The following is a 13,079-nucleotide window of genomic DNA, read 5'->3' on the forward strand; positions in this document are numbered from 1 at the left end:
GAAACACTTTCTGGCAAAAGAATAAAAATATGCTGGATGATTGGATTCTGCCTATGGGGTTTTCCTGTTTTTTGATGGCTTCTCTGATAGCGATAGTGTCGCCGTCAAAAAACCTTCCCTGGACCTTGCGCCTGTTCCTGTGCATTTTGGGGTCGGCGGCTCTGCAAATGTCACTGGTTCGCTATGGCATGGCGGAAAGATTCACCGGGCTGATTTTTCTGATGGACCCGCTGGACATAGCCTTTGCACCCTTGGCCTACCTGTATCTGCGCAACCTGAATGGCCGGTCGATGCACCCGTTACTGGTCGCTGCACATTTCATTCCTTCCCTGATTGCCATTCTCGCAACGGTGCCGTTCTGGCTCAGTGATGCAGTAAACAAACTCAGTTACTACCGAAACAGCCTGGAATTCAGTAACTGGCGGTGGCCGTCCGATGAGGGTACGGTCTGGGTGATTCTCATTCAGCTCCTTGTATATTCACCTTTCGTGCTTGTGGAATATCACCGAAGAGTGCGTCAGTACGACGGGAAGGTGCCTTTGCACCGACCCTGGTTGCACTACTTTGTTGGTTCCTACTACTGCCTGTGGTTGTTGATCGGAACGCTCGCACTCATGCAGTTTGAGGTGTCATTGCGGCACGTGCTTCTACTGGGTTTGATCGTGTTTGTGATCAGCTTTGTCGCAATTCTAATACGTGAACCAAGTTCCATTTCTGGTGAGACGGACGTCGAACGTGTTCGGCAGTCGTGGCGGTATTCCGTTGCAAAAGACAGCCTCGCTGCCCTGGCGGACAGACTGCATCACTATATGCGGATTACTCGCTGTTACCTGGATTCCGACCTGTCGCTTCAGGCTTTGGCGAAAGACCTGAATACGCAGCCAGCAAAGCTGACGAAAATGTTCAGCCACCACCTCGATATCGGGTTCTACGACTACATCAACCGGTACCGGGTAAAGGCGGCCAAGCAGATGCTTGCCGATCCCGAAATGCGCGCCCGCTCTGTTACGGACATCATGCTGGCCAGCGGTTTCAGCAGTAATTCCGTGTTCTATGCGAACTTTAAGGCCGACACGGGTATGACGCCTGCCCAGTTCCGGAAAAGAGGGCATTTGAAAATGCCTGAAACCGTACTCGCCTGTATTTGATCGTTTCTTTGTATTTTACAAACAATTGATTTCATTGAAGAAAATATTCTTCCGTCAAAAGTTTGCCACACGAAGGAAATACCGAAACCTGTCTCATATCGTTTTCTCACCCATAGCGAGGTGATGAGGAGAACGATAATGAAAATGTTATTTGCGGGTGTGGTATGTGCCGTGGCACTGGGCTGCGGAAAAGCTGTGGCATATAGCTGCGGGGATACAGACGTCATATACAACCTGTATGACATGATGTCAGAGATTCAGAGTGAAAATGGCCCCGGAACCATCGGACCGCGAAGGCTGGTAACCAATCAGACTTCTGAAATTGTGGCCTTTACCGACAAGCGGTTTATTCAGCCGCACGCCCTCGATGTCGATCAAATTACCATCAAATTTACCAAGGAACACGGTAGCTGGCTTGGTGGCGGAGTCGTTGAAGTGGTGTGTGCCACAGATGAGAGCGGAAACGTACAGAAGCTGGACGAGGTCAAATTCAGCGGCGGGCGTCGCAACATCGGCGACCAAGTAATACGGTCATACAGCGGTCTGAAGGGCAAGCGTTTATCGATTCACGCGGTAGGTATCGGGGCGGTCGGCAGCGCACGTATACGATTCGATTTGCTGCGCAATCCTTCAGAAGGTCAGCCGTGGGTGCCTGATACGAGTGCGCCGACAGGGCCTGTTCCCGGCTTTGCCGATGTTCACGTGCATCAAACCGCGGATCTCGCGTACAGCAAGGGGTGGTATTGGGGGAGCCACCAGCCTGGTGATCTTATGACGCAGGTCACTATGTGTAGCGGGGACAACCATGGCACCCTGGAGCCGCTGGGAATCGAAATTCATGAGCTCGGCAAGGCGCATCTCGGCGAAACCAGTGGATATCCTGATTTTATCAACTGGCCGCGCTGGAACGACATCAAGCACCAGCAGGTCACGTCTGAATGGTTAAAAGATGCCCATGAGCGGGGGCTGACCTTGATGGTTGCGTCCGTCGTTGCCAACCAGACGCTTGCCGCGGGTATGATTGCGTCCGGTAACCATGATAACCGTATCGCTCCCTTCGATATGGAATCAGTCCGGCACCAGATCACCGAGCTGAAAAAGATGGACGAATCGGAAGACTGGTTTGAAATCGTACTCGATCCCTGGCATGCCCGTCGTGCGATCGCCGAAGGAAAACTGGCGGTGATTCTTGCCATCGAAGCCAGCAACCTGTTCCCCGAATCCGACGGCCCCTGGCGAGAGCAACTATACGATGTATACGATATGGGCGTGCGAGCGCTGCAGATCGCGCACCAAACCAATAACGACTTTTCCGGCGCCGCGTACCACCAGGATATTTTTGAGATCGTCACCCAGTTGAAGGCCTGGTATACCGGTGATGTGGAGTACGCTGAGGCCAGTGATGGAGTCCATAACGACATCGGCATGAGTGCGCGTGGGTACCAGCTCTTGGACGAAATGATCCGGCTAAACATGATCATCGATATGGCGCATCTACCGCTCAAATCCCAGCGCGAGATTTATCAGGTCGTATCCCAGGATCACAACTACTACCCTTTGTTTAACTCCCATACGCGCATCGACGAACTGCTGTATCAGGAAGATCGAGATATTCTGAATGAACACGTCACTACCGATGAGACCCTGGAGTTTTACCGCGCGACCGGCGGTGTCATCGGTTTGCGCACCGGTCTCCAGCGAATGAAGGATTACCCGGCGTCGGGCGTGGCGAATAACTGCGACGGATCTTCACGATCAATTGCCCAGTTCTATCGGTACGCTGCTGATCGCGGGGTGAAAACCGCGTTTGCTTCCGACTTCAACGGATTTATCGAAATGAATCCTCCGAGATTTGGTGCCGATGCCTGCGCAACCGCGCCGGATGAGCCCACCCGGTTAGCGCAGGCTGGAGCCCAGGGAGCGGCGGACCCGAACTGGCCGGATTATGTACAGGAATACAACGAGAAAGGCACGGCGCATATCGGTTTGCTGCCCGCACTGCTTTGGGATCTGAATGAGGTGGGAGCGGACGTAACCGACCTCGAGACATCGTCGGAATCCATGGTGGCTATGTGGGAGCGAATCTACGATCCCGCGAGACAGATGGTGCAGTAACCGCATATCTGAAAACACCACACAGTAATAGGTAAGGCCACCCCCGGGTGGCCTTACTTTTTTGACCGGGCTTACAACATTGTATAAACGTAAAAAGGCTGTGATCATGGTCTGAAGACAAGTCAGTGGCAGTTGGTGCGCTGTGCTGGTTTAAAGTGGCGGGTCTGGCCAAGTGAAATTTCTGAGTTTTACGTGGCAGCGCACTGATGACGGGAGTACCAATCGCGAGTTGGGTCGCGGTGAAAATGTGGGTGGAGAGGTAATTGGTGGAGAGGTAATTGGTGGAGAGGTTGTTGACGCGTCGCGACACAACCCGGATCTGTACGCGGGAGTGATCCAGAGCCATTTGCGTCAGGAGGCCAGATTTGACTGGTATCGACGATCACTGTGGCTGTTGGTGTGGTGCGCTACTGGCTCTACTGGTGATTATTTCCAGCTAGCTCGCCAACGTACTATTCCGCAGTTTTCGGTGCACTCAGCGCCTTGCTGTAAAAACCGGAAGTATCAAAACAGCAAACCCGCTTTTTCCCCTCTGCGAGCATGTTGCAGGCATCCTGAATACGTTTTGTACGGGTCTTTGCGTGCTTGGCGGATTCGACCCAGTGAATCCAGTCGATACGGGCGATGGTCGTTGTTGCGTCCCAGATTGCCTTGGACTGTGGCGAGGCGGTTAGCGCTTGTTTCAGATCTGCAGGTACCTCTGGCTCGGGTTCCTGTTCTACTGCTTCAATCTCAAATTCTGCAATATCACCGTGAACTGCGCCAGCGGATTTCATTAAGTCTTTATCGATCTTGAGCCAATGGCTCTTTTTCCCGTCGGGCTCGAGGAGCGCTCGAAATTCGTGGCCGTTGATGGAGCCGTCGACACTGGTGCGCCCGCGCCTCGGAAGGGTCGCGCTGACTTCACCCGGAAGAATTACGAAGGCCCAGTTTTCAGCACCTTCCGAGCTTTTCGGGCGCAGTAGTTTTGCGGAGAACTCAGTCGATACTGATTGCTTGGACACTTGGAATTTCCTTCCGGTGGCTCGATTCCCGCTTAAATTATACGTTCAGTTTCGGCAATACAAATGATTTTGTATTGGGGGCAAGCGGATCTAGGGCCCGGCATTGGCATTCAGCTCCTTCTGTGCATTTTATTGGTTGTGTTCACTGTTGAATCTGGTAGGGCCGCGCGGATGGACTACCTGATAAATTGGCGCGCGGTAGATGTTTTTGGGTCTAGATTGTATATGCGCGTGATCCTGTATGTTTATAAACAAAAAAGGCCGGCAATGCCGACCTTTTTTCGATAGGGAAACCCGGTTTATGCTGGATTTTACCCCATGCGCTCCTTCAACGGATTGCGCAGCTGTTCTGCCATACTCAGTAGCAGGGATTCAGTAGTTTCCCAGTCGATGCACTTGTCTGTGACAGACACACCGTACTCCATTTTACTGCGGTCTTTATTGATCTTCTGGTTGCCGGCCTTGAGGTTGCTTTCCACCATGATGCCGATAATGGACTTGTTGCCATCCAGAATCTGGTGGGTCACATTGTCGACCACCAGCGGTTGCAGCTCGTGGTTTTTGTTGGAGTTGGCGTGGCTGCAGTCGACCATGATATTTGGCACCAGACCGGCGGCTTCCAGTTCCTTTTCACACATGGCAACGCTGACGGAGTCGTAGTTTGGCTTGTCATTACCGCCGCGCAATACCACATGGCCGTATTTGTTGCCGGCGGTGTGGATGATGGCTACCTGGCCTTCTTTGTTGATACCCAGGAAGCGGTGCGGATTGGCGGTGGACTGGAGGGCGTTGATGGCCACTTCCAGGCTGCCGTCGGTGCCGTTTTTGAAGCCCACAGCGGAGGAGAGACCGCTGGCCATTTCCCGGTGGGTCTGGGATTCAGTGGTACGAGCGCCGATGGCGGACCAGGAAATCAGATCCTGCAGATACTGAGGAGAGATGGGGTCCAGTGCCTCGGTGGAGGTGGGCAGGCCCAGCTCGGCAATATCCAGCAGCAGCTTGCGACCGATATGCAGGCCGTCTTCAATCTTGAAGGAGTCGTCCAGATGCGGGTCGTTGATCAGGCCCTTCCAGCCTACGGTGGTACGGGGCTTTTCAAAATACACACGCATGACAATCAGCAGGGTGTCAGAGACCTTGTCCGCCAGCGCCTTGAGGCGCTTGGCATAATCGATGGCCGCATCCACGTCGTGAACGGAACAGGGGCCGATCACAACCATCAAGCGGTGGTCTTTGCGGTCCAGAATGTCGCGCACTGCGGCGCGTCCGGCGGCTACCGAGGCTTCGGCAGCTTCGCTGACGGGCAGTTCCGATTTCAGCGCTTCCGGGGTAATCAGGATGTCCTGGGAGACGACGTTCAGGTCGTCAAACTGCTGCGTGGTCATGGTCAATTCACTACTTTTCGATAATTTTTTACGCGTCCGTGCCCGCAGGGCGTACGCTGCGGGGCAGTTATGCTACCTAGTGGTCGGGAGCAGAGCTAGGGTTTCATTTGAAACAGTTTTAGGTGTCACGGCTTTCGAGAGTGGGCGCAATATCTGTCATTTAAAATCGTTCGTCAGTGGGATGGATTATCGCGTGGCTTTATTCCTTGCCCTCTGGATAGGATGAATTCCCTCTGTGTTATTCCGGAGGAAGCTCAATCAGCCGCTGCAGCAATGGGAAGTAGAGCGCGCAGCGGATAGACCTTTCTCCGCGCTGATAAAACAGGCGGCGGTAGTTTTCCAGCTGGCCCCGGTACTTCTCCAGCTGTTGGTCGAGAAAGGCTTCCTCGATTTCACCGGCGATTGGCTCTGCGGTCTTGTAGTCGACAATCCAGCGGGTATTGGTGTCATCGATAAAGGTTCTGTCGATGATATTGCGTCTCAGCTGTCGGCCGCCGCTGTGTAGTTCCAGTTCCGCCGCGGAGTCCCTATGGCTGGCATCAAGCAGCCAGCGTCCCGTCTCGCAATTCAGAGTATTCACCACTGCCTGCTCAACTTTTTCCCGGGCCTTTTCCAGATTGCTGCCACTGAGCCCGGCCTGTGCAAGGCGTAAGTCCCAGAGAGGGCGTAGTCGTTCGCTGAGCTCTGCCGGTGTCTTGTCTAGCATCGCGGGTGATTCGGTGAGAGTTGCCAGGGTTTCGTGGGCTACCGTGCCCGCGTGGCGGAACCAGCGCAATGCGACCAGGCCCATGTCTGGTAGGTTGGGCTCGCTAGCTTCTGTCAGCTCCGTCGGTTTGTAATCCGGTGTGCGGTACTGGCTCAACCAGTCCCGTGTGGGAGCAGCCGGCCTGTCCCAGGGTTGTGGCAGACGCAAAAGATAGTCGTAATCCTTGCGCACACGCGATTCGCCGTCTTCCTGCTTGGGTGCTTCCGGCCAGTGGCACCAGTTGCTCGCTTCTTCTTTAGGAATGGATGGCCAGATACAGGCCAATAGTGCGGCGGCGCCAGGTGGCTTGAGGGTTCCTTTCTTTTCGTCCCGTTTTACGCAGGCGAGCAGATGCAGGGAGCGGATGGCGCGGGTGCATCCAACATAAAGCAATCGGGTGCCTTCTAAACGCTCCCGTTCGCTGTTGTCGTGACGCAGGTAGTCAAACAGCGGGTCTTTGTCGCCGCGGGCGCTTTTCGGGGCGAGCATAAAGCGGCTTTCGCCTTCGCTATTTAGCCACTCGGCCCAGCGCAGTAACTGGTCGCCGCCGGGCTTGCCGCCCTGGTCGAGCCCGGGAATCAGAACGTGCTCGAACTCCAAACCCTTGGATTTGTGAATGGTCATCACCTGCACACTGGCATCCTGGCCGGGGCGGGCGAACAGTTTTTCCAGTGCGTTGTAGAACTGGGTCCAGTCGGCAATGGTGCTGCCGGTGTCGAACTTTTCCAGTAGCTGGAAGAGGTCCTGCACATTATCCAGTTCGCTTTTGTGGGCTACGGTTGCCGGGCCACCTAGGGCGAGCCACAGGCCTTCGATCCAGGTGCGCAGGGGTTTACGGCCCCGTTGTTGCCAGGCTTGATGTATCGACTCTGCACAGCGATGCAGTCGCTCGCGGGCGTCGTCACTCAACAGCGGAATCTCGTCGATCTCTTGCAGCGCCATAATCAATGGGCGGGCGCTGCTGTCAGTCGGTGCGCGGTTTTCTGTTCCGTCACCGGTTTGATTGCACCAATTGGCGAGGGTGTACAGGTCCGGTAATTGCAGTCCACACCAGGGCGCGCGGAATACGGAAAGCCAGGCAATGCGGTCACTGGGGTCGAGCAGGGCGCGGGTAAGGCTGAGCAGGTCCAGCACCACCATTTTGCTGGCCAGCGGCGCCAGGTCGGGCGCCCGAAAGGCAATACCGGCGGCGCTCAATGCAGGTAGTATGCGGCCGAGGTGTTTTTTCTTGCGGACCAGGATCGCAATGCGGCCCTCGGGGTCTTGCTCCCGCAATGCCTTTACCAGTTTTACCGCCTGATCCGCTTCCAGATCACGAGTTTCGTCATTCACGCAACCGTAGAAATTCACTGCCGGCGCCGGCCACTTGCTGCTCTTGAACGCGTGAGACTGCAGATAGCGCACAGCGCCGCGACTGATATTGTCCTGCGCAGGGAATGCTTTCTGGAAAGTATCGTTCACCCATTCCACCACGGCACCTTCAGAGCGGAAGTTCACCTGCAGGTCCAGTGGCTCCAGGGGCACCCGGTTGTCGTCGTGGCCGATGCCGCGGGCGCGGGCGTCGAGGAAAATACCCACGTTGGCGTTGCGGAACCCGTAACAGGACTGCATGCCGTCGCCAACGATAAAGAGGGTGCGCCCGTCACCGGGTTCCCAGCCGGCGGTGAGCTTCTCCAGCAGTTGCAACTGCATCTGCGAGGTGTCCTGAAATTCGTCGACCAGAATATGCCGGGTTTGCAGATCGAGTTTCAGTGCCAGGTCTGTGGGCTCGTCACTATTTCCGAGGGCAATCAGTGCGGCCTGGGCGACCTCGGTGTAGTCGGTGGCACCCAGTTGCTGGAACACCAGCTTTAATTGGGCGACCAGTTTTGGCAGCACCTGCGCCAGCGCCTGTAGCAGCTCCCACTGGCTTTCCTGCAAACCCGTGGGTAGATTGCGGGTTTCGTTGAACGCTTCCGTTACGGAGGTGTTTTCACTCAATTCCGCAGATAGTGCGTAAAGCCGGCTCTTGTAGGTATCGGCCCCGGGCACTTCTTTTTCTGTGGGGAAACCGTGGCGTTTGTCCACGCGCTTGCGCGGGCCATTTTTGTCCGTGACCAGCATATTGATCAGCGCCAGCCAGTGGGGCAGGGCACTGGCGTCAGTGCCGGGCAATTCGACAATACCCGCGCATGCCGCCAGTGGATGGGCCACGGAATTGGCGCGCAGGTAGCTGCCGGCAAAATCCGCCAGTTCCAGCAATTCACCCTGATAAACAGACAGGCATTCAGCCAGCTCTGTGAGACGATCCGTTACCAGCTCATCAATGGCAAAGTGAAAATAATCCTGGGCACCTTCGTGCCCCACACCAAGCAATGGCCCCAGCCACTGGTCGCGTTTTTCCAGCAGAATCTGCAACAGTTTGTTGAGCTGACCCAGGTCATTGTCCAGATGTAGCAGCAGTTGTTGCAGGGCGGTATCCGCCTCGTCACCATCCAGGGACTTGAGCAGGTTCACCACCGCCATTTCAAAGGCGACCTGGGTCTGTTCCAGCGGTTCTCCCGGTGCACCCAGGCCACTTTCGATTGGCAACTGGCTGGCAAGGCTGCGGCACAGGCCATCGATGGTCTGGATCCGCAGGCGCTGGGGCATCTGCAGCAGCTGCCAGTTCAGTTCGCGATCCCGCGCCAGCAGTGCACTGGCCAGATCCCAGGTAATGGCATCGTGCGGATTCTCGGGTCTTATAGTATCCCGCGCAGTCTGAAGCGCCTCGATCAAGCGTTCGCGCATCTCTCCCGCGGCTTTTCGGGTGAAGGTGATGGCGAGGACTTCTTCCGGCTGCTGGCAACTGGACAGTAACTTCAGGACCCGCTGGGTGAGCAGTCCGGTTTTACCGGAACCGGCGGGCGCAGATACAGCGAAACTGCGGGTAATATCCAGTGCGCGGGTACGGGCTTCGGCGTCGATGGGCTGGAAGACTGCGGGATTGGGTACTGCTTTGGTCATTGTGCTGCTTGCTCCCGTTCCGGCCAGCGATTTAACGGCCAGAGTTCGCTCTGATTGGTGTTGTCCTGTGGGCGGTCGAACTGGAGTGTGGCGACGCCGTTGCGGTATTCGCCGGCGAGGCGTTCCAGGCCCTGGCGCCAGTAGTCGCTGAGGTCCTGCCAGGTGGTGAAGGGAGCGTCTTTCTGGATGTCTCCCACGGGCTTGATGCCGTTGATGGGCTGCTGCAGTTCACCGCAGCCGCTCCATTTGCAATCACTGGTGCGCACCTGACCGAAGGCGATGGCCTGGGCTTGTGGTTGGAAGAGGGCGTAAAGGGGGAGCTGGGGCTCGCGAATTCGCTCCTGCAACCATTCGTTGATGCTGGGCGTTCCGGTTTTGTAGTCAATGACCAGTTGCTCGCCACCGTCGAGTTGATCGAGCCGGTCGAGGCGCAGGTTGAATTGCAGTCCGCCGATGGAGACCTGTTGATCCCATTCGATTTTATCCACGCGAAACGCGGGGCGCTCGGCTTCGAGTTCCAGCCACTGCTCCATCAGGCGCAACAGTCGCTGTTGCTCCATGGCCCAGAAGCCAGTGGGCAGGTGCCCGTGTTTTTTGCGCATATTGCGCAGCGCATTATCGATCGCACATTCGATCTGTTGATTGCGCTCGCTTTCGCTCAGCGCCTTGAGTTGGGTTGAGTCGCTGCAGGCTTGCCAGAATTCTGCCAGCACCTGGTGCACCAGGTTGCCGCGTTCTGCAGGGCTGAGGCCGATGCTGGGGGACATGAAATCACTGGCGCCGAGGCGGTAGCGTAACTGAGCGTTCAGCGGGCACAGTGCTTGTGCCTTCAGGACCGAGGCACCGCCTCGCACGCGCTCACATTCTGCGGGCATGAGCGGCGGTAGCCTGGTGTCGGAGACTTTTTCCAATGTTGTTGCTTTGGTCAGTCGCTGGTTGTATTCCGTCAGGCCGTCGCTGTCGAAGGTTTCCGCTTCCTCGCGCTCGCCAAACAGATTGCTTAGCCCCTGGTGCACACCGTCTTCCTCGCAGGCATAGCTGACCACGATATCGCCACTGGCATTCAGCAGGTCGTCGGTGAGTTCCCGGGCGAGTTCCAGCTCGCGCTCGGCGCTGGCGCGGGGCATTTTCCAGTATTTCTGCCACTGGATTGGAAGCAGCGGGTTGGGCGCCGGGGCGGTAGGCCACTGCTGCTGGCCGAAGCCCACCAAACGCAGGTGATCGAAGGCCAGGCCCCCGGCTTCGAGAACACCGAGAATCTGCAGGGGGCCATCGCGGGTTTCCGCCTGAAACGGCGTGCGACTGGCGATCTGGCGCAATTGCTGCAGCGCCTGTGTCGTCGTTAGCGATCCTGCGAAGGCGGAAAGCGTGGCAAAGCTTTCCAGCGCTATTTCCCAATGCATCAGCTGCTGGTATTCCTGACTGTCTGGATTGCGTTCGCCAGGCCAGCCTAAAAGAGTGAAAATTTCGGAGAAACGCGCGGCCCAGATTTCCGCGGGCGCGCGCTGCCAGCGCCGCTGGCGGTCGCCGATCTGCTCCAGTTGTCGCGGTAGTTGGGCGGTGTCGAGTTTCAGCTCTTCGGTGATGCGTTCTGCCCAGTATCGCAGGGTATCGCCGGTGACTTTGCGCAGCTCCAGTTTGCGCAAGCGGCGGAACAGGGCGCTGCGCAGCCACAGTTCGTCTTCATTTCCCCAGAAGGGACTGAACAGGATGTTTCTCAGTTGCGAGTAATCCCATTCGTCCGCAAGGAGTTCAAGCAACTGCAATGCGGCGGCGCCGATCGGTGTCTGCGCGAGTGGGGTACCGGCGGAGAAGTTAAATGGCAAGGTGTAGCGCGGTTGCGCCGGGTCGAGAAATTGTGGTTCCAGCACGCGAGCAAAAATGGATTCCACCTGGGCGCGGCACTGGCCGAGGTTGTTGACCACAATGCCGACACTGGCGCGGCTGTTCGTCGCGGCACTTTGTTCGAGCTTCTGTTCCGCCCATCGTGCGGCCTGGTATAGCTCTTCTTCGAGGTTGGTACAGGCGGCCCGGGTGATTGTTGCCTGGCGTTTTCTTGCCGAGTGGTTGATGACTTTCTCGGCGCCGTTCTCGGCTGCGTTTTCGATGATGGATTTGTGCAGCGGCGATATCTGCGCGAAACCGGCGGTATCGATCTGCGGCAGTTTCGGCAGTGCGCCCTCGTTGAACGCCTGCAGAATCAGCTGATCGCGCTGGTCTGGAGTAATGGCATTGTGTAGGCGCAACTGATGCGAGAAAGCTCGAATCATACGGAACAGCGGGAATTCGTCGGCGCTCAGGGACAGGGCGAATTGCTCCAGCAACGGATCGATGGCACTGTCGAGCTGATCCAGGTCGCGCACCAGCTGCCACTGAAGTAATTGTGCCAGCGCCCCGTCCGCGTCGCGGCACAGCTGCAGGCTGTTCAGCAATTCTCTTTCCAGCGCTTCATCGAATGCCCGCTGCCACAGCAGCTGGCGTTGCTCGCGGTTCAGTACCTGCTGCATCGCCGGTTGCCAACCTTGCTGTTGCAGGGAGAACCACAATTTATCCAGCCAGCCCTGCATGGACTCCACCGCGGGCGGTGCCCAGCTGGCGCCGGCAGGCTGTTCGCTGGCATACACCTGCTGGCAGCGATTGCGCAGGCGGTTGTTGGGTGTCAGCAGCAGGCCTCCGGGTGGGAGTTGCGCGAGAATTTGCAGGACAGGGAATGCCGGTTGCAGCATGGAAAGGCGAACCTGATTCTTAAAATTTTATGGGCGTGTATTGCGGGTAACAGTCGCGTTTTGCGGGGGACCTGTCAACGGTCGCGGGCGGGCTAAATAATCACCAGTTAGCTTACTGGCAGTCGCTGGGCGGGCGAGAACTCGGCAAAGGCGAGGGCGATCCGATGCTCTGCGTCCGGGGCGCTACTCAGTAGCTGGCTTGCGCCTGCCGTCTCTGGTAGCACCAGCTTCAGTTCCTCCAGCCACCATTGCACACGACGGGCGATGGCAGGGCCGGAGTCGAGCCAGCGGATACGCCGTGGCGCAAACGCGTCCAGTTCTTCTCGCAATAGGGGGAAATGGGTACAGGCAAGCACCGCGATATCCACTTTGTCGCCACCGGCGGTGTGAAATATACGGCGCAGTACCGGCTCCAGATCGGCGGCGGAGATGCTCTCGCCACGGAGTTTTGCTTCAGCCAGCCGCACCAGTTCAGGTGCCGGCACATTGATTACCCGGGAGCCATTGGCGAACTGCTCGATCAGCTCGCGGGTATAGCGGCGGTTGACGGTACCCTCGGTGGCGATGAGGGCGATAACACCACTTTCGGTCTCCTGGGCCGCGGGTTTGATTGCCGGAACGACACCAACAACGGGCTGGCTCAGGGCTTCACGCAGTTGTGGCAGGGCCAAGGTGCTGGCGGTATTGCAGCCCACCACGAGAATATCGGCCCCGGTGGCTGCCATCATGGCGGAGGCCTGCTCAACGATACGCGGACGCAGCTCCTCCTCGCTTTTGGTGCCGTAGGGGTAAAAGCCGTTATCGACCCCGAAATGCAGTGTGAGCGCGGGTATCTGCCGGCGGATCTCGCGGGCAATACTGATGGCGCCGACGCCGGAATCGAATATCAATGCGCTGGGGGCCTTGTTAGAATGGCCGCTTCCATTGGGCATAACGAAAACCTGTTTCCCTCAATTCGGCAACCCGCTCAC

Annotated in this window: 7 protein-coding genes; 2 read left to right on the forward strand and 5 right to left on the reverse strand. The window is 57.0% G+C overall.

Annotation, left to right across the window (positions count from 1 at the left end; translation table 11 throughout):
- Positions 1 to 167: 167 nt before the first annotated feature.
- Both AU11_RS02075 and AU11_RS02080 read left to right on the forward strand, forming a co-directional pair.
- Positions 168 to 1,148, forward strand: coding sequence for an AraC family transcriptional regulator (locus tag AU11_RS02075; RefSeq protein WP_197023738.1), 981 nt, complete (start codon positions 168 to 170; stop codon positions 1,146 to 1,148).
- A gap of 138 nt (positions 1,149 to 1,286) precedes the next feature.
- Positions 1,287 to 3,263, forward strand: a complete 1,977-nt coding sequence (locus tag AU11_RS02080; protein ID WP_043316070.1) for a membrane dipeptidase — start codon at positions 1,287 to 1,289, stop codon at positions 3,261 to 3,263.
- A gap of 452 nt (positions 3,264 to 3,715) precedes the next feature.
- Here AU11_RS02080 and AU11_RS02085 read toward each other — a convergent pair whose 3' ends face one another.
- The 5 genes from AU11_RS02085 to murI all read right to left on the reverse strand — a co-directional run bounded on the left by AU11_RS02085 (position 3,716) and on the right by murI (position 13,040).
- Complete coding sequence (locus AU11_RS02085) at positions 3,716 to 4,267, reverse strand: YdeI/OmpD-associated family protein (protein WP_043316071.1); 552 nt, start codon at positions 4,265 to 4,267, stop codon at positions 3,716 to 3,718.
- A gap of 311 nt (positions 4,268 to 4,578) precedes the next feature.
- Positions 4,579 to 5,652, reverse strand: a complete 1,074-nt coding sequence (locus AU11_RS02095; protein ID WP_043316075.1) for a 3-deoxy-7-phosphoheptulonate synthase — start codon at positions 5,650 to 5,652, stop codon at positions 4,579 to 4,581.
- Between the two features lie 238 nt (positions 5,653 to 5,890).
- The gene (locus tag AU11_RS02100) at positions 5,891 to 9,382 is read right to left on the reverse strand and encodes an exodeoxyribonuclease V subunit beta (protein ID WP_051686870.1); all 3,492 of its coding nucleotides are present in this window, start codon (positions 9,380 to 9,382) and stop codon (positions 5,891 to 5,893) included.
- On the reverse strand, positions 9,379 to 12,108 hold the full coding sequence (locus tag AU11_RS02105) for a PD-(D/E)XK nuclease family protein (RefSeq protein ID WP_043316078.1): 2,730 nt from the start codon (positions 12,106 to 12,108) through the stop codon (positions 9,379 to 9,381). Before AU11_RS02105 ends, AU11_RS02100 begins: the two co-directional genes overlap by 4 nt.
- 107 nt (positions 12,109 to 12,215) lie before the next feature.
- Positions 12,216 to 13,040 (reverse strand): glutamate racemase, encoded by an 825-nt coding sequence (gene murI / locus AU11_RS02110; protein WP_043316081.1) that lies wholly within the window; start codon positions 13,038 to 13,040, stop codon positions 12,216 to 12,218.
- Positions 13,041 to 13,079: the final 39 nt, after the last annotated feature.

The organism is Microbulbifer sp. HZ11, assembly GCF_000708675.1.
Taxonomy (GTDB): Bacteria; Pseudomonadota; Gammaproteobacteria; order Pseudomonadales; family Cellvibrionaceae; genus Microbulbifer.

Coding starts and splice junctions, on each gene's coding strand:
- AU11_RS02075 (WP_197023738.1), top strand. CDS start 168: ATGTCACTGGTTCGCTATGGCATGGCGGAAAGATTCACCGGGCTGATT.
- AU11_RS02080 (WP_043316070.1), top strand. CDS start 1,287: ATGAAAATGTTATTTGCGGGTGTGGTATGTGCCGTGGCACTGGGCTGC.
- AU11_RS02095 (WP_043316075.1), bottom strand. CDS start 5,652: ATGACCACGCAGCAGTTTGACGACCTGAACGTCGTCTCCCAGGACATC.
- AU11_RS02100 (WP_051686870.1), bottom strand. CDS start 9,382: ATGACCAAAGCAGTACCCAATCCCGCAGTCTTCCAGCCCATCGACGCC.
- AU11_RS02105 (WP_043316078.1), bottom strand. CDS start 12,108: ATGCTGCAACCGGCATTCCCTGTCCTGCAAATTCTCGCGCAACTCCCA.
- murI (WP_043316081.1), bottom strand. CDS start 13,040: ATGCCCAATGGAAGCGGCCATTCTAACAAGGCCCCCAGCGCATTGATA.